Origin of the sequence: Delftia sp. RIT313, assembly GCF_000632165.1 — a bacterium.
GTDB lineage: Bacteria > Pseudomonadota > Gammaproteobacteria > Burkholderiales > Burkholderiaceae_C > Comamonas > Comamonas acidovorans.
On the sequence record NZ_JFYT01000031.1, the window covers coordinates 19,720 to 37,262 of the forward strand.

The 17,543-nt window shown below is 60.3% G+C and carries 16 protein-coding genes; 6 read left to right on the top strand and 10 right to left on the bottom strand.

What is annotated here, in order from left to right; genetic code table 11:
* Positions 1–4: 4 nt before the first annotated feature.
* Complete coding sequence (locus BW39_RS05665; RefSeq protein WP_043820442.1) at positions 5–1,060, bottom strand: sugar phosphate isomerase/epimerase family protein; 1,056 nt, start codon at positions 1,058–1,060, stop codon at positions 5–7.
* Between the two features lie 142 nt (positions 1,061–1,202).
* Between BW39_RS05665 and BW39_RS05670 the strand changes: the two genes are divergently transcribed.
* Positions 1,203–1,829: a TetR/AcrR family transcriptional regulator gene (locus BW39_RS05670; protein WP_043820443.1), complete on the top strand. Its 627-nt coding sequence runs from the start codon at positions 1,203–1,205 to the stop codon at positions 1,827–1,829.
* Positions 1,830–1,833: 4 nt separating this feature from the next.
* Here BW39_RS05670 and BW39_RS05675 read toward each other — a convergent pair whose 3' ends face one another.
* From BW39_RS05675 to BW39_RS05695, 5 genes are all read right to left on the bottom strand, one after another.
* Positions 1,834–2,949, bottom strand: coding sequence for an acyl-CoA dehydrogenase family protein (locus BW39_RS05675; RefSeq protein ID WP_052155283.1), 1,116 nt, complete (start codon positions 2,947–2,949; stop codon positions 1,834–1,836).
* Between the two features lie 82 nt (positions 2,950–3,031).
* Positions 3,032–4,363 (bottom strand): c-type cytochrome, encoded by a 1,332-nt coding sequence (locus BW39_RS05680; RefSeq protein WP_013802284.1) that lies wholly within the window; start codon positions 4,361–4,363, stop codon positions 3,032–3,034.
* Between the two features lie 17 nt (positions 4,364–4,380).
* Positions 4,381–6,681, bottom strand: coding sequence for a xanthine dehydrogenase family protein molybdopterin-binding subunit (locus tag BW39_RS05685; protein WP_043820446.1), 2,301 nt, complete (start codon positions 6,679–6,681; stop codon positions 4,381–4,383).
* Complete coding sequence (locus BW39_RS05690; RefSeq protein ID WP_013802282.1) at positions 6,678–7,265, bottom strand: (2Fe-2S)-binding protein; 588 nt, start codon at positions 7,263–7,265, stop codon at positions 6,678–6,680. The genes BW39_RS05685 and BW39_RS05690 overlap by 4 nt, the downstream gene beginning before the upstream one ends.
* Positions 7,266–7,893: 628 nt before the next feature.
* Positions 7,894–8,181 (bottom strand): hypothetical protein, encoded by a 288-nt coding sequence (locus BW39_RS05695; RefSeq protein WP_043782035.1) that lies wholly within the window; start codon positions 8,179–8,181, stop codon positions 7,894–7,896.
* Positions 8,182–8,685: 504 nt separating this feature from the next.
* Here BW39_RS05695 and BW39_RS05700 point away from each other — a divergent pair.
* Positions 8,686–8,961 carry an H-NS histone family protein gene (locus tag BW39_RS05700; RefSeq protein WP_013802280.1) on the top strand — a complete coding sequence of 92 codons (276 nt, stop codon included), beginning with the start codon at positions 8,686–8,688 and terminating at the stop codon, positions 8,959–8,961.
* 259 nt (positions 8,962–9,220) lie between these two features.
* Complete coding sequence (locus BW39_RS05705; protein WP_235264153.1) at positions 9,221–10,009, top strand: Hpt domain-containing protein; 789 nt, start codon at positions 9,221–9,223, stop codon at positions 10,007–10,009.
* Positions 10,010–10,020: 11 nt separating this feature from the next.
* On the opposite strand, the gene BW39_RS05710 is transcribed toward BW39_RS05705, so the two are convergent.
* The 3 genes from BW39_RS05710 to BW39_RS05720 form a co-directional block, all read right to left on the bottom strand.
* A complete protein-coding gene (locus BW39_RS05710) occupies positions 10,021–10,716 on the bottom strand; it encodes a response regulator (RefSeq protein WP_081816131.1) in 696 nt (231 codons plus the stop codon).
* 64 nt (positions 10,717–10,780) lie between these two features.
* Positions 10,781–13,729: an ATP-binding protein gene (locus BW39_RS05715; protein ID WP_235264154.1), complete on the bottom strand. Its 2,949-nt coding sequence runs from the start codon at positions 13,727–13,729 to the stop codon at positions 10,781–10,783.
* 114 nt (positions 13,730–13,843) lie between these two features.
* Positions 13,844–14,500, bottom strand: a complete 657-nt coding sequence (locus tag BW39_RS05720; RefSeq protein WP_013802276.1) for a response regulator transcription factor — start codon at positions 14,498–14,500, stop codon at positions 13,844–13,846.
* Between the two features lie 333 nt (positions 14,501–14,833).
* Here BW39_RS05720 and gloA point away from each other — a divergent pair, with 333 nt between their 5' ends.
* Complete coding sequence (gene gloA / locus BW39_RS05725) at positions 14,834–15,283, top strand: lactoylglutathione lyase (protein ID WP_043820448.1); 450 nt, start codon at positions 14,834–14,836, stop codon at positions 15,281–15,283.
* Positions 15,284–15,370: 87 nt separating this feature from the next.
* On the opposite strand, the gene BW39_RS05730 is transcribed toward gloA, so the two are convergent.
* Positions 15,371–15,895, bottom strand: a complete 525-nt coding sequence (locus BW39_RS05730) for an OmpA family protein (protein ID WP_043820449.1) — start codon at positions 15,893–15,895, stop codon at positions 15,371–15,373.
* Between the two features lie 239 nt (positions 15,896–16,134).
* Here BW39_RS05730 and BW39_RS05735 point away from each other — a divergent pair, with 239 nt between their 5' ends.
* Positions 16,135–16,761 carry a gamma-glutamylcyclotransferase gene (locus tag BW39_RS05735; RefSeq protein ID WP_013802273.1) on the top strand — a complete coding sequence of 209 codons (627 nt, stop codon included), beginning with the start codon at positions 16,135–16,137 and terminating at the stop codon, positions 16,759–16,761.
* A 134-nt stretch (positions 16,762–16,895) separates the two neighbouring features.
* Positions 16,896–17,534 (top strand): superoxide dismutase family protein, encoded by a 639-nt coding sequence (locus BW39_RS05740; RefSeq protein ID WP_043820451.1) that lies wholly within the window; start codon positions 16,896–16,898, stop codon positions 17,532–17,534.
* Positions 17,535–17,543 lie beyond the last annotated feature (9 nt).

The window sequence follows — 17,543 nt, forward strand, 5'->3', positions numbered from 1 at the left end:
GTGCTCAGGCGATGCCGAGCATGGCGTTGATCTGGCGCTGGTCCACGGGGGCGCCGGCGAAGTCGTCAAAGATCTTGTCGGTCACGCGGATGATGTGGCGGTTGATGAAGTCCACGCCCTCGCGCGCCCCGTCTTCCTGGTCCTTGAGGCAGCACTCCCATTCCAGCGAGGCCCAGCCCTGGTAGTCGTACTGGGCGAACTTGGAGAAGATGGCCTTGAAGTCCACCTGCCCGTCGCCCAGCGAACGGAAGCGCCCTGCCCGCTCCAGCCACGAGGAATAGCCGCCGTAGATGCCCTGGCGCCCGCTGGGCAGGAACTCCGCATCCTTCACATGGAACATGCGGATGTGCTCGCGGTAGATGTCGATGTAGTCGAGGTAGTTGAGCTGCTGCAGCACGAAATGGCTGGGATCGAACAGGATCTTGCAGCGCGCGTGCTGGCCCACCAGCTCATGGAAGCGCTCGAAGCTGGTGCCGTCGTGCAGGTCTTCGCTGGGGTGGATTTCGTAGCACAGGTTCACGCCCTGCTCGTCGCACGCGTCGAGGATGGGGCGCCAGCGGCGCGCCAGCTCCTCGAAGGCGGTTTCGATCAGGCCGGCCGGGCGCTGCGGAAACGGGAACAGATAGGGCCAGGCGAACGAGCCCGAGAACGTGCCCATGTCGCTCAACCCCATGCGGCGCGATGCACTGGCCGACAGCTTGAGCTGCTCCAGCGCCCAGGCCGTGCGTGCGGCCGGGTTGCCGCGCAGCGCCTCGGGCGCAAAGCTGTCGCACATGGCGTCGTAGGCCGGGTGCACGGCCACGAGCTGGCCAAAGATGTGCGTGGTCAGCTCGCTGGCCACCAGGCCGTGCGAGGCCAGCATGCCGTTGACATCGTCGCAATAGGTCTGGCTGCTGGCGGCCGTGGCCACGTCGAACAGGCGCTGGTCCCAGGCGGGAATCTGCAGGCCCTTGAAGCCCACGCCGGCCGCCCAGCGTGCGATGTCTTCCAGGGAATTGAACGGTGCCTTGTTGTCGGCGAATTGCGCCAGATGAAGGCTTGGGCCCTTGATGGTCTGCATGTGATTTCCTTGCGTTGAGCTATTGTTTGTTGATCGACAAAGAATAGTATCACGCCAACACGTCTGCTTTTGCGAAGCCGATGCAAGACAGCATCACGGCGCCGCTAAGATGCCGCCCTGACTGTTGAGAAGGATGAGGAAGATGGCCGGAAGACCCAGGGAATTTGACCGAGACCAGGCGCTGGAGCGCGCCATGCTGGCGTTCTGGCGGCGCGGCTACGAGGGCACGTCCATGGCCGACCTGGTGCAGGCGCTGGGCATTGCGTCAGCGCGCATCTATGCGGCCTTCGGCAGCAAGCAGGACCTGTTCCGCGAGGCCGTGCAGCGCTACGAGGCCGGTGATGGCGGCTTTGCCGACCGCGCCATGGCCCAGGAGCCGCGCGTGCGCGGCGCCCTGGCCCGCGTGCTGCGCGATGCCGTGGCCACCTACACGGACGATGCCCATCCGCTGGGCTGCATGGTGGTCACCGCCGCCACCAACTGCGCCGAGGAAAACGAGGCAGTCGCCGCCTGGCTGGCCGAACACCGCCGCCAGCGCACGCAGTCCCTGATCGACCGCCTTCAGCGCGCGCTGGATGAAGGCGAGCTGCGCGCCGGCACCGACGTGCAGGCGCTGGGGGATTTCTATGCCACGCAACTGCACGGCATCTCCGTGCAGGCCCGCGATGGCGTGCCGCGCCAGCGGCTGCTGGCGGCGATGGAGACCGCCTTGCTGCTGCTGGATACGGCGCTGGAGCCGGCGCTGGAGCCCGCAGCCAAGGCGGGCTGAGCCGTCAGGCGCCGAGCTTTTGCAGTTTTTGCAGCTCGGCGCGCAACTGGATCACGCTGGGCGTGACGATGGGGATGAAGGCCGATTCACGCCAGCGGCGGGCAAAGCCATCGTCCGCATCCAGGCTGTAGGCGCGGCCGCCGGCCGTCTGCAGCTCCAGCTGCATGGCCTGCTGCACGCAGTCGTGCAGGGCCAGGCGCAGCGCGAAAAGCCGCTCGGGCGCCTCCACGAAATCGCCGGCCTCTACACCGGCCTTGAGTGCCGCCACCGCCTGCTCCAGATGGCTGCGGGTATCGTCCAGCGGCTGCTGCAGCACATGCCCGCCCTGCACCATGCGCGAGGCGGCCTGCGCACAGGCCGCGCGCGCCAGGCCGATGGACAGGCCGCATTGCATGCCCAGGAAGGCAGGCCGCACACGCGGCAGGAATCCGCCGGCGCGCTCGGCCAGCAGATCGTCTTCGGTGATGGCCACGTCCTTGAGTTGCAAGGCGGCGGTGTTGGTGCCGCGCAGGGCAATCAACTCCAGATCCGGCGAGCGCTCCAGGCCGGGACGATCGGACGGCAGGGCCACGATCATGGGCGGCGCGCCGTCGTCACGCGCCACGGCAATGGCGGCCAGAAAGCGGGGGCCTCGCAGGTTGGTGCACCAGGGCACGCTGCCGTTGAGCAGCCAGCCGCCGCCTTCCCGGGCCGTGGCGCGGATGTTGAGTGCCTCCAGCCCGCTGAGGAATTTCATGATGTTGGACAGCCCCGAGGCACCGGCCACCTCGCCCGCCAGCAGCGCGGGCAGCCAGCGCTCGCGCAGGGCCGCATTGCCGGTGTTCGCCAGCATCTCGATCAGCACACGCTGGCCCCAGAAGGCAAAGGCGGCGGACATGGAGTGCGCGGCCACCTGGGCAATCGCCTCGATGGCATCGCCGGCGCGGCCGCCCTGCCCGCCCAAGACGTCAGCCAAGCCGTGGCCCAGCAGCCCGGCTTCGGCCAGATAGGGCACGACGGCGGCCGTGGCCTCGCCGTTGCCGGCATCCAGCGCCTGGGCACGTGCATCCAGCCATTGGCGGTCGGCGCCGGTCAGCAGGGGGAAATCGGGTATGTGGCTTGTCATCTTGCGGGTCACCATAAAAAAAGGGACCGCTGTGGGCACAGCGGTCCCTTGCCATCCTAGCGCAGCGCACAGGCTGCGCAGATGACGCAGCGCAGGCTCAGTGCGCCGCCACCTTGCCGGGGCGTGTTTCCTCGCGCAGGGCCTTGACCTTGTCGCTCAGGCCGGCCCAGGGCTGCAGGCCGTACTGGCTGCGCATGGTGTTGAGCAGCGTGGCGATCTGATCGTCGCTGAGGTTGTGGCGGAAGGCGGGCATGGTGCCCAGTTGCGGGCGCGCCGGTTGCGTGATGCCGTTGAGCACCACATGGATGGCGTTGGTCGGCGAGTCGCTGTACAGGTTGGTGTTCAGCGACAGCTGGGGACGCACGCCGAAGCTGCTGCCGGCCAGCACGCCGCTGGGGTCGGCGCGGTGGCAGGCCATGCAGGCGCCCTGGTACAGGCGGTAGCCCTGGGCGTCGACCGGCAGTTTGGCAACCTCGGTCTTTTCCTTCACCAGGGCCTGGGCGTCCCCTGCGCCAGCGGCGTCTGCCACGGGCTTGCGGTACGACATCAGGTAGGTGGCCATGGCGTTGATGTCCTCGGCCGACTGGTGGGACAGGCCTTCGATCACGGGCGCCATGGGGCCGGCGGCCACGCCGTGGCGCTCCGAGAAACCGGTCTGCATGTAGCGGACCAGGTCTTCTCGCGTCCAGGGCAGCGGAGCCACGGCCTTGTCGTTGAGCGCGGGCGCATCCCAGCCGTCGATGAAGGCGCCGGCCAGGTGGTCGGCACCCTTTTTCTCGGCGCCGAACTGGTTGCGCGGCGAGTGGCAGGCGGCGCAGTGGCCCAAGCCTTCGACCAGGTAGGCGCCGCGAATCCACTCGCCCGACTGGTTGGCGGGCGCGGGCTGCTCGCCCGGCTCCAGGTACAGCGCATTCCACAGGGCCAGCCCGCGGCGCACGTTGAACGGGAAGTTCAGCGCGGTCTTGGGTGCCTCGTTGGAGACAGCCGGCTCGGTCATCAGGAAGGCGTACAGCGCCTTCATGTCCTCATCGGTCACGCGGGTGAATGCCGTGTACGGGAAGGCGGGGTACAGGTAGTTGCCCTCGCGGTCCACGCCATGGCGCATGGCGCGCTCGAAGGCCTCGTACGACCAGCGGCCGATGCCGGTTTCGGCATCAGGCGTGATGTTGGTCGAGTAGATGGTGCCGAAGGGGCTGGGCATGGCCAGGCCGCCTGCGTTGCGCTGGCCGCCCGGTGCCGTGTGGCAGACAGCGCAGTCGCCCATGTGCGCCAGGCGGCGCCCCTGGTCGATCTGCTGCTGGCTGAATTCCTGCACCGGGATCTGCTGCAGGGGCGCGATTTCGCTGCGGCCCGTGGCCAGCCAGAAGGCGGCGCCGGCCACGGCGGCCAGGCCGACCACGCCGAGGGTGATTTTCTTGAGTGTGTGCATGTTCCAGTCCTCCGCTCTCAGTTCTGTGCCTTGTCGGCCGGGGCTGCATCGGCAGCCTGTGCCTTGAGTGCGGCCAGCACGCGTGCCGGGGTGAACGGCACTTCGCGCAGGCGCACGCCGGTGGCGTCGAACACGGCGTTGGAGACAGCGGCGGCGCTGGGCACGGAGGCCGATTCGCCCGCGCCCATGGGGTCTTCGCCCGGGCGCTCGACCAGTTGCACGTCGATCTCGGGCAGCTCGTCAAAGCGCAGGATGGGGTAGCCGCCCCAGTCCAGCGAGGTCACGCCCTTGCTGTCGAAGGTCACGTACTCCTTGAGCACGCGGCTGGTGGACTGGATGATGTTGCCGTGCACCTGGTGGCGCACGCCGGCCGGGTTGACCATCTCGCCGCAGTCATGGGCCACGAAGACCTTGTCCACTTTGATCACGCCGGTCTCGCGGTCCACGGTCACGTCGCAGATCCAGGTGGCCCAGGCCGCGCCGTAGCCAGGGAACTTGCTGTGGTAGTAGCGGGCATAGGCAAAGCCGCGGCCCTTGACCAGGCGCTGGTCGGCCGGCGCGGGGCTGCGGTGGGCCGGGCCGTCCTGCCAGCCGGCCTGCTTGTGCGCAGCGTGCGTCAGCGCCACGGCGCGCGGGTCCTTCAGGTAGCGCAGGCGGTAGGCCAGCGGGTCTTCACCGGCCAGGTAGGCGCATTCGTCGATCCAGCATTCATGGGCAAAGACGTTGGGCAGGGCCGAGACGCCGCGCATCCACGAAGCGCGCACGATGGGCGCCGCATCCTGCGAGACCACGCGCATCTTGGGGTACTCGTACTGCGGGATGGCCGTACGGTCGCCCATCTGCAGCACCTTGGGCTTGTTGGGCACCTTGCCCGTCAGGATCAGGGCCAGGGCCGCCGCGTCGTTGGACGGGTAGCAGGTCTTGAGTTCGTAGCCCAGCACGGCATGGTTCTCGTCCAGGCCGCCGCGCACGCGGATCAGCTGGCCCGTGCCCTTGGGCTCCCAGGCGGCTTCCTGCTCGCGCATCAGTTGCACGCGCACCGGGCGGCCCACGGCCTGCGACAGCAGCACGGCGTCGGATGCCACGTCGTCCGCGCAATTGCGGCCATAGCAGCCTGAGGCTTCCAGGCGCGTCACATTGATCTGGTCGGCTGCCATGCCGGTCAGCGTGGCGATGTCCTTGCGCACGTCGTGCGGGTTCTGCGATCCGGTCCAGACCTGGATCTGGCTGGCGGACACCTCGGCCACGGCGCAGGACGGGCCGATGGAGGCATGCAGGTGGTAGGGCCAGACGTAGTCGGCCTCGATCACCTTCTTGGCGCCCGAGAAGGCCTCGTCAATGCCCGCGTCCTCGCGCAGCATGCGGTCGGTCTTCTCGTGCTTGACCAGGGTGTCGTGCATGGCGTTCAGCGACAGGTCGGGCACGCCGGCCCAGTCCTTCCACTTCACCTCCAGCTGGCGCATGGCGGCAATGGCCTGCTCTTCGCGCTCGGCCACGATGCCCACGAAATCGCCCTGCACCACCACCTTGACGATGCCCGGCAGATGAGCGACCGACTGCTCGTTCACAGAGATCAGGCTGCTGCCCAGCGGAGCCGACGCATCGGCACCGCCATAGGGCGGGCGCACCACGCGGCCGTGCAGCATGCCGGGCACGCGCACATCGTGCACATAGGCCAGCGCGCCCAGCACCTTGGCCGGAATGTCCACGCGCTGCACGGACTTGCCGATGTAGTTGAAGCCGCCGGTGCGCAGCGGCACCTCCTTGTCCAGCGCAATGTTCAGGTCCTGGCCCTGGGCCAGTTCGCCGTAGCCGATGCGTCGCCCGCCCTTGGCCACCACCACGCCCTTGGACGTGGTCAGTGCGGACACGGGCTGCTGCAGCTTCTCGGCAGCCAGGCCCAGCAGCAGCTGGCGCACCTGCGCGGCGGCCTTGCGCATGGGGATGGCGTCCACCTGGATGGTGTTGCTGGCAATGGTCGGGCCCTGGTTGGGCGTGCGGCCCGTGTGGCCCAGCACCATGGTGATGCGCTCGAACTCCACATCGAGCTCATCGGCCACCAGCTGCGCCAGCGAGGTACGAATGCCCGTGCCCAGGTCCACGTGGCCGTGGTAGGCCGTGACGCTGCCGTCCGCGCCAATGGCGATGAAGCTGCTCACCCGGTCAATGGGGGGAATGGGGAAGGCGCCGGCCACGGCGGGCGCCGTACCCGTGCTTTCGGCCACCAGGCCAGCGGCCGCCACCGAGCTGACCATGACCATGCCGCCCAGCTTGAGCAGGTTGCGGCGCGTCAGTTGAAGGGGGTTGGATGCACTCATGCTGCACCTCCCTGGGCGATCAGCACGCGGGCGCGAGCAGCCGCACGCATGATTTCCACATGCGTGCCGCAGCGGCACAGGTGGCCGGACAGGGCCTGGGTGACTTCCTCGTCGGTGGCCGTGGGCTTGTGGTCGAACAAGGCCACCAGGGCCATGACCATGCCGTTGGTGCAGTAGCCGCACTGGGCGGCCTGCTCGTCAATGAAAGCCTGCTGCACAGGGTGCAGTCGGTAGACGGCCTTGCCCTGTGCATCGGCTGCGGGCTTGCCGGCAGGCATCCCCGGCACGGCGGCCGGATGGGCTGCTTCCCAGTCACGCGCCACGCGGGCGTGCTCGGCCTGGGTCGCGTCCTGGGACAGGCCTTCCAGCGTCGTGACCTTCATGCCCTGGACCACGCTCACGGGAACGGAGCAGGAGCGGGCCACCTTGCCGTCGATCAGCACGGCGCATGCGCCGCATTCGCCCAGGCCGCAGCCGAACTTGGGACCGTTGAGCTGCATGTCGTTGCGCAGCACATAAAGCAGCGGCGTCTCAGGGCTCACGCCCTGGATCTCGACCTCTTGTTGGTTGAGAGTGAATTTCATCGTGTGCAAACCTTGTGGTTGACAACAGGTGCAAACCATAGGTGCGCACTGAAAAATCAGGCGACGGGCTCGCCGCGGCCAAGCCCGAAAAAGAAAGCCCACCGCCAACGGGGTGGGCTGTTTTCACGTGGTTTTTAGAGGCAACTCTGATAGATGACTGCCTGTTGTATGCAAACGATTCTATGCCTCGGACTTGCCCATCACTGCCAGCCGGCGTCCATCCAAGGACCTGCACATACCCGCAAACTCCGTGGCTTTTTGCTCACATAACTCACCATACAGATCGGAAATATCCGCAAAAACACAGCGCTACCAGCCGATCCGGAAACCTGCACCAAGCCCCGAAAGATGTGCACCACCACAGTGCACAAAGGGCAGAAATCCTTGCATCACAGCCCCGGCCCAGTCTTGCAGCCATGCACGGCTGGGCATAAAGACAGCTGGCCACCCTGGCAGCCGGCGCATCGGCACGGCCATCACACCAACCAAGCAAAACACTCGGCTTTTATCTGCATCAAATTCCAGTGAGAACGCTTGAAATTCCCGAGCACGCCATGCACAGCGCCCGTAAAACACGCGCCCGCCTGCAGCATCGATGAACACAAGGCGCGGCCCAGCGGCCCAGCCGTCAACGGGTGCCCGGCGTGATCTGGATGGTGCCCAGGCCCGAGCCCACGGCCTCACGCCGACGAGGTGCCAGCCAGTGCACCCAAAGCCCCTTGAGCCAGCCCAGCGCAAAGGCGCCTGCCAAGGCCAACATGCCCCACTGCCCGGCCAACAGGGCCACATATATCCAGTAAGGCATGCATCCCAGGCCGAGAAGGCAGGCCCACCGCCGCAGGGCAACGGAACGGGACTGCGACAGCCAGACGGCAAGGACTGCGGGGAGTGCGAAGGCGATCTGATCGATGCTCATGGCCGCATCATACTGTATGAATAAACAGTTTTGTAGGCAAAAGCACGTGTCTTTTGCGAAGGATGTCACGGGACCACCAGCACCCTCATCTTTCGCTTGCAGTCCGCTCGCCACCCTCCCCCAACCCCACGCAAAAAACCGTTGGCAAACAGCGTACAGACTGGGTTTCAAGAATTTCCAATGTGCGGTGCAGTTTGATCACGGCATCGCCTTTCACATCCCCTTCAATAAGCCCAAACTCCTTCGCAGCCGGTCACTCACTCCTGTGAACCACCGCGCTTCAAACCTGAAAGCGAGGGCATACAGGATTTTGAAGGGCTCCGGAACATACAGCACCCCATAACTACCGGCTCTTTACATGGCCTTTACCTGGCGTTGACCGGTCATTTTGAACACGGTCAGGACGGCCAATGGCAGTCATAGGAGAAAATGATCGAAAGCATGCAAACTTGTTCTTAAAAAACCGTTAATATTCGCGCTTCAATCCATGAAAGGCAAACTACCGTGAACACCACATACAAAGAACTTCTGGCACAGCGCGAGGCACTCGAGGCCCAGATCCAGACAGCACGCAAGCAAGAAGTCAGTGATGTGATCGCCAAGATTCGCGGTCTGGTTCAGGATTACGGCCTGACTGCCGACGACATCTTCACGGCACGCCGCGCCCCCTCCACCGTGGCCCCCAAGTTCCGCAATCCCGAAACCGGTGACACCTGGACCGGCCGTGGCAAGCCCCCTGCCTGGATCAAGGACAAGGATCGCGCCCAGTTCGCCATCTGAAGCCTGGATAAACGCCTCCATGAAAACAGCCTGCAGTTCTCTGCAGGCTTTTTTCATTCTGGCGGCACTTGCTGCCACACCTGAATTCCCGGGCTTGGGCTTCCAAGGCCAGACGCCACGCAGGTGAAACAAGAATGCTCTATGGACATGTCCTTAAACGTGCACCATGGATGGATGCCGTGGTCCAATCTTCCAGCCGGATCTGAAGCCTCCAGCGAGTGACTGGCTGCAGATGCCGGCTCCAGATGCTCGGCCACCCATGAAAAAACAGACATCCACCTTGGACAGTGCACCCACACCATACCGTTCTGAAAAGTTCTCGACTGCCGCCGAATCGATAACCACCACAGAAGAGCCCCCCTCCTCCGCTTTGTCATTTTCAGGCGAGCAGGTTTTGTTCATCTCGTCATCCGATGAACTGCACGCTCATCTGCTCCCGCACCTCAAAAGTTGGGGCCTGGCGACCACCGCCTGCCACCATCCCACGGCCATTCGCCAGGATCGCCTCCAGAAGTTCCAGGTTGTTGTGCTTTGCGGATCGAAAACGTCCTGGAATCCCAAGGATGAAAACCGCCTGGTGGCAGGAGCTGCAAGCATCATCGAATGCGAGGCCGATCACCCCTTGCAACCCAAGGTGATCAACGCCCGCATCATCGAAGTCTCCTGGCGTTCGCTGCAGGGCCTCTTTGATGCACTGCAACTGGCCGTTCAGCCCCGGCCTGCCAACAGCGGCCGCATTTCGTCGACCGATGACGTCGCCCATTTTCAACAAATCCCGGCCCCCATCAGAACGGCATTTCTGGAGTCTGCACGTTCGTCGCTGGCGATCATCAAATCCAGCAAGAATCGCAAGGATGTGCAAAGAGAGCTGCACAATCTTTCCGGTTCACTGCGATTTTTTGACCTGACTGAGCTGTCAATACGCTGTGCCGACCTGGAAAACGGCATCAACCATGATGGACTGATGCACCATGCGCATTCGCTGCTGGCGCTGGAACTGCAGCTTGACCAGCTCCTGGAAGAAATCCGGACCTTGAACGGCAGATAAAGAACCGGCCGTCATTGAGATCTCGATGAGGTCACCCATCCGCACTCAAGGGCATACTTCATCAGATCAATGTCTCGTTCAATTCCAAGCTTGTGCATGGCCTTGACTTTCTGGGTACTGATGGTTTTCTTGCTTCTGTTCAGCTTGGCAGCGATCTCGTCGATACGCAAACCGGCCGCATAAAGCCTTACCACCTCCGATTCCTTGGGACTGAGCACCCCCGGCGATTTTCCTTCACCTCCCATGACACCCGCATTCATTTTTTCCAGTCGCTCGGAAATGGCGGGAGAGAAGTAGGTCCCTCCTGTATAGGCCGCATGGATGGCTGGAACCAGATGCAGCACCGGGTCCGCCTTGCTCACGATGCTGATGTTCGACACCTTGCCCAGCGCCTGGAGAATGGCCGAATTGTCCAGCATGGTCAGAACCACCAAACCCAGGTTCGGAAATCTTCTGGATATATAGCCAAAAAGATTCAAGCCATCTCCGTATTGACCCGTAGGCATGGAGTAATCCGACACAAGCACGTCAAAGCCACCCTCATCCAACTTTTTCACCAGATCGGTTGAATTTGAAACGCTGGCTTTCAACAGAATTTCCAGCTCGGAAGACAGTTCATGCCGGATGCCTGAGATGATTCCAGGATGATCATCAGCCAGCAGTACGGATATATTCAAATCTTTTCTATGATTCATATTGGAAAACATGATTTGGCACCATCAACGGAATAAACACAATCGTTTCAGTGCAGCATCATTGCACCATGGCTCATCAGATATCTTTCAGGTTCTCCAGCAGGTCAGTCAGGGCATCGTCCACTGCACGGAGGTGCCGCATATTGACAAGAGATGACAATCGGTCCATATCTTCCACTCTATCCTTCAGGCCAGCCACCGCAAATGACCCTTTCATGGCATGAATTTCACGGTGCACAGCCATCAGATCACCTTGCAGCAAATGCTTTCTCAACGCAGCCAATGAGCTTTCTGTTGCTGAAATCAATACATCACGATAAGGCAATCTGCTGCCCGGAACTTCCGCAGCTTCAGCGACACCCTTGCCAGACTTTCCTATATTTTTTCCAATGAATTCCTTGAGGTTTTTCAAGGAGGCCGGCTTGACAAGAATATCTGCGATGCCAAATTTTGCACATTTGAATTTTTCCTGCTTGCCTGCATGTGCCGTTATTGCTCCCACAGGAATTCCCGGATAATTCTGCTTGATGCGCTGAGCAAGTGCATAACCGCTCATTCCAGGCATTTGCAGGTCCGTAAGAACCAGGTCATAGATATTCCGCGACATCATTCGCAATGCGGATTCCCCGCCTTCTGCAGATTCCGCCTCGAAGCCGAGGATTTTCAGCTGATCCAGAAGCAGCAGCCTGTTGACCGGGTGATCATCGACGATGAGAATCCTTGCGCAATAACCTGCGCTTTCATCGTCTGCAAGCATGACATCGCCATCGTCCCAACCCAAGGAAGCAGGAACAGGCTGGACGTGGCATGCGGGCAAGGTCAATTCGAAAATGCTGCCCTTTCCCGGCACGCTGAAGAACCGGATTTCCCCGCCCATGAGATGTGCCATACGCTGACACAGCGTCAGGCCCAGCCCTGTACCACCAAATTCCGCCGCTATATCCGAGCCTGCCTGCTTGAATGCATCAAAGATGAAGGGATGCTGTGAGGGATGGATGCCTATCCCGGTGTCTGACACTTTGATCTTGAGCTCACCGGCCCTGTCTGATGCAAATAAGTCAATCTTGCCAGCCTTGGTGAATTTCAAGGAGTTGCTGAGAAGATTGTTGAGGATTTGCTTTATTCTCTCGCCATCTCCTATATATCCTTCCCTCAGCGAATGGTCAATGATCAAGGAAAATCCTATACCTAGTTCCGCAGCCAGCGGTTTGTAAATGGCAGCCACCTGCCGGATCACAGACTTGAGATCAAAGCTGGCCAATTCCACACTCATCTGACCAGACTCGATCTTCGAGAAGTCGAGAACATCATTCAACAGGGTCAAAAGAGAATGGGATGAAGATGATATGGTGGTGAGCCTGGTTTGCTGCTCTTCTGACATGGAGCTTCTTCCCAGTATTTCCAGATTGCCCAATATTGCATTCAGTGGCGTGCGTATCTCGTGGCTCATGGCAGCAAGAAAAGAAGATTTTTCCTGGTTTGCCTCTTCTGCCGCCTTTTTGGCATCTTCCAGATTTCTTTGCACCTGCTTGTGCGCAGTGATATCGGCAAATCCACACAGCAGGACATGCCGCCCCTGATATTTGGCCTTCACCATGATCACTGAAAGCTCTGCAACTGTTCCGTTGTAAGAAACCACGACTTCGCTGACTACTGGCAAATATTCAGTCTTTTTTCCACTCAGATATTTCTCACCGTAGAATCTGAGAAAATATTCAATCAACCGCTCACCAGCAGACTTATCATCCAACACCATGCTTTCTTTGTACTTGTACATCATGCTGTTTTCCAACAGCATCTTCTTTTCCTTGAAATCAAGAAGACCAAGTCCATAAGGCGCCATGGCAATGATGGTGCGGCTCAGATGTTCCGTATCGAACACATTCTTGGCTTTCCCATATATTGGAATAAAAACCCTATCATAAAAATATATCAAAAAACACCAGAAAAAAATGATGAATATCAATGAAAACAGCAAATATATAAGGGACTTCCCATTCAAATACACAGCATCTTTCCAGGAAAACACCTGGAGAAGTATCATGTTCGTATTTGATATCCTCGAATAGTAATAAAAATATCCATTCCTATAGACGGCACCATACTTGCTCAAAATATATCTACTTATCAGTCCTCCGTGAAATTTCGACGCCTCGATATCAAAAAAATCCCCTATTGCATCGCCGATCTCCCCCCCACCCAACGCAATGTTGCCTTGAGAATCAATAATAAACAAGGAGTTCCTGCCTTCACCCTGCTGCATAAGGCTCTCAATATATTGAGTCGGCATGTCGCTCACCACCGTGAGAAATGGCTTTCCATCTTGGAAAGCCGAGACAACAATCTGAAATGACATCTCCCCGGTCAGAATGCTTTTACTCGGAGGCAGCCATATGGGATGACGCAGCTGGACGGACGGAATGACGGTGCCGTTATCCTCAGGCAAAGTCGAAATCTGTTCCCTGAGTTTCAAGAGCATGTCTTTTCGCTCATGCTCGTTTGGCACCTGCGGCACAAGGACGCCTATGAACGATCTGTCCGGACTGAAGACATAGGCAGATATTGCTCTTCCATTTTGAAGAAAGCTGGAATTTGCCAAATATGCCAGCTCTCCCAACATATCTCTGTAGTGCTTGTGTACATTCTTGTTGATCTTATTCTCAAGCAATACTACAGGACTCACCCCTGCCATCACAGCATCTGCCCCGGTAAAGACACCGGGATGAGATGTGTGCGTCTGCCCCCAAAGCAACTCTGATGCAATGATTCCTCGCATCATAATGACTTGCTTTGTTTCTATTTCTACCAGAACCCGGGTTCTCTTGCTCTGGAATACGGCTCTTCTTTCCTCCATGAAGTCATTGAGCTCGAACAGGGCCGCAAGCATTGCCAAAACAATGACAAGAAGAGAGAAAACCAGGCCACCGCCAAAAAGCAGTGTCTTGTTGTATTTGGTCAGAAGGTGGAGCTCTTCCTTTTCTCCAGCCTCTTTTTTATATATTTCCATCTGGGCATCAAGATACAACCATCGATCAGGCTGTGGATCTCCTCATGTAATAAAAGAAATCTTTGCAAGAAAGCTGCGGATGGCATGGAGCTTGGTCGGATCGTCTGCGGCAATGACGATGCATTTCTGCACCTATTTTCTTACGTCAATCCAGCCCATCTCAATTCCATAGCGAATGAGATCAATGTCCTTGCGTATACCCAGCTTGTTCATGACAGCCACCTTGTGCGTGCTGACCGTCTTGATACTGCGATAGAGCTTTTTTGCTATCTCGGACACCGTCATGCCAGAGATGAAAAGAAGCAGAACCTCTTCCTCCCGCTTTGAGAGTTCTATCGATGTACGCACCGCGCCCAGCCACTCTCCTCCCAGCAGCTTGCTTGCACTGGGAGATATGAATTGGCCATCCGTGTATGCAGCGTAGATGGCGGGCAGCAGACTTCCCAAGGAATCCGTTTTATGGACAATTCTGTAGATTCCTTGGTTGGTAAGAGATTTGATGATTCCGATATTCTCGATCATTGTCAGCATGACGATCTTGACACTTGGAAATCTTTTCCGAATGACATTCAGCATCACCAGACCATCACCGTAGGTTCCACCGGGCATGGAGTAATCAGTTACCAGAACATCACATTCGTTTTTCTTCAGAAAACTTATGATTTCCGTGGAGTTTTTCGCTCGACCTACAATCTCTATTTCATGCTTATCCTCCAAAACACTTTCTATGCCTGCCAGAACTGCCGGATGGTCATCGGCAATTAGTATCCGCAAGACGAAATTTTTCATGACTCAAAAAATTAAAATAATTCGCACGAAGAACATTCCTATTCTAGGCAGCCGGCTACTAGGATTTAATTGGATTTGTCTGATTTTTCAATCCAAAAATCTAAGATTTGTCTGATTTGCAAGATTTATTGCCGAAAAATCGGGTACCAGTCCTAGGGCCCACTCCTAGAATTCAACAGACAGTTGAATCAATGGTTGAATGGATTCGGGCCAGATGCCGCCGGGACCTGAAGTGCCCGATCTGCGGGAAGGCGCCAGACCTGTGCGGGAGGAGATCACCGAGGCGCTTGGCGGGCGGCTGAAGAGATGGCGGAATCCCGGCACAATCGAGGGATGCGAATCCTCCACACCATGCTGCGCGTTGGCAACTTCCAGCGCTCCATCGATTTCTACACACAGGTTCTTGGCATGCAGCTGCTGCGGACCTCCGAGAACCCGGAGTACAAATACTCCCTGGCCTTCCTGGGCTTCGAGGGCGGCAACCCGGCCCAAGCCGAGATCGAGCTGACCTACAACTGGGGCACCGAGGCCTATGACATGGGCTCGGCCTATGGCCACATCGCCATTGGCGTGCCGGACGCGTATGCCGCCTGCGAGAAGATCAAGGCGTCCGGCGGCAACGTGACGCGCGCGGCAGGCCCCGTCAAGGGCGGCACCACGGTGATTGCCTTTGTGACGGATCCGGACGGCTACAAGATCGAACTCATACAAGAGAATTCCCGAGCCCATGCCGGGACCCAGCCTGACGGCGACGCGAAGTTCGACCCGCTGCGCAATTCCTGATCCACGCAGCCATCAAAAGAAAAGGCCCGGAGCGATTGACGCTCCGGGCCTTTTCTTTTTGGCCGTTTACAGCGGCAAGACTGAGGCTCAGTCCACCAGGATCACTTCCACGCGGCGGGCTTCGGCGTTGCTGCCGTCAGCCTGCAGCTGCTCGGGCTTCTTGAGTTCGACCTTTTCCTCAGCCACGCCCAGAGCGGACAGGGCGGCCTGGACTGCCAGGGCGCGCTTCTTGGCCAGTTCGGCGTTGAGTTCGGAGCTGCCCGTGGCGTCGTGGTAGCCCGAGATCACGGCGCGCTTGCCGCCCTTCACACCGGCAACCACGTCGGCCAGCGCTTCATTGGCGCCCACGGCCAGTTCGGCCTTGGCCGATGCGAAGTAGAACTTGACCACGCCGTTTTCGACAACGACGCGGGCCACATCTTCCTCCAAGACCACGGGCACCATTGCTGCCACAGGGGAAGCGCCGCCTGCCATCTTCGCCGGGCCATGCGCAATGCCGCGCTGGTAGACGACGACGCCAACGACCGTGGAGACGACGAGCGCAATCAGCGCGAACAGGAAACCCAGGGCAAAACGTTGTTGGCTGTCGTCGTCGGAATGACTGAAGGACATGAAGCACTCTCCGTGAATGAGCTGTTGGATGAAAACCAGAAAGACTGCGAAAAACCGGTGGATTGTAGAGGGCCACCGTCGAGGGCCCCGTGCCACGCCCAAACCCCGCGCTGACGGCCGGCAAAAACTGTGGTGCGGCGGAGACAGAAGACCAGCCCTGCAAGGGCAAAGCACGCGCTTGTGCACCGTTTGCGCGTCCAGGCGTTAAAACGTCATTGTTCTTTCATGCTGTCGCGCCCATGTCCGCCCTGCCAGAATTTTCATTCGCCCGCCGAGAGTCACAGCCCATGCTGGACGAGGCGCTGCACCGATGGGGCGGGAGCGATGACCTCTGGATCTTTGGCTACGGCTCGCTGATCTGGCGGCCGGATTTCGATTTCTGCGAACGCCGCACGGCGCGTGTCTTTGGCTGGCACCGGGCGCTGAAGATGTGGAGCACCATCAACCGCGGCACGCCCCAGAACCCTGGCTTGGTCTTTGGCATGCTGTCCGGCGGCAGCTGCCAGGGCATGGTGTTCCGCATTCCCCGGCACCACGGCCATGACGTGATGAGAAAGCTGTGGCAGCGCGAGATGGCCAATGCCGTCTATGACCCCCGCTGGCTGCCCTGCCGCACCGGCCAGGGCACGGTCCAGGCGCTGGCGTTCACGCTGTCCCGGCAAAGCCCCAATCACACGGGCGAGCTGGCGCCCGAGGACTATCGCCGCATTTTCAGCGAGGCCAAGGGCATCTACGGCAGCACGCATGACTATGCGCGCGCAACCTTCGATGAGCTCAAGCGCCTGGGCATCCGTGACCGCGCGCTCCAGCGCCTGCTCAGCTACGCAGGCCAGCCCGACGCAGGCGCGCGGCAAGGCTCCGTTTGACGCCATCGCCGCGCACGGCCACAGAACGCTGCGCTCTCCGACATGGCCGCCGTATCGCACGCTGCATGATGGCGGCTGCGCGCCATGCGCCTCCGTGACTTTTCAGTTCCCATTCCAACCAGGAGATTGCCGCCATGCCTTTGAACGCTTCCCAATCCAGCCACGCCGCCACTTCGCAGCCCTCCACCCCGTCCACCGCCGTGAAGCTGTTGATGGCTGCCGGCATGGTGCTGGCCCTGGGCGCCTGTGGCAGCCAGCCCAAGCCTCCTGCCGCAGCCTCCGCCGCGACCCCGGCAGCCGTCACGACAGCGCCCGCCTCCCGCAATGTGGCCATGGCACAGCTGCAGCCCACGCAAGGCAGCAAGGTCAGCGGCAGCCTGCAGTTCACCTCCCAGGCCGACGGCAGCGTGCGGGTGCAGGGCTCGGTCCAGGGGCTGGCGCCGAACAGCGAGCATGGCTTTCATGTCCATGAGAAAGGCGATTGCTCCAGCCCCGACGGCCTGAGCGCTGGCGGCCACTTCAACCCCACAGGCCAGGCCCATGGCCGATTCGATTCCGCGGCCCACCACACGGGCGACCTGCCCAGCCTGCGGTCCGATGCGCAGGGCACGGCCACCATAGACTTCGTGTCGCGCGGCCTCGCATTGGACCAGGGCCCCAACAGCGTGGTGGGTCGTGGCCTGATCGTGCACAAGGACCCGGACGACTACACCACGCAGCCCACCGGCAATTCGGGGGCGCGCCTGGCCTGTGCGGTGATCACGCGCGGATGATGTGCTCGG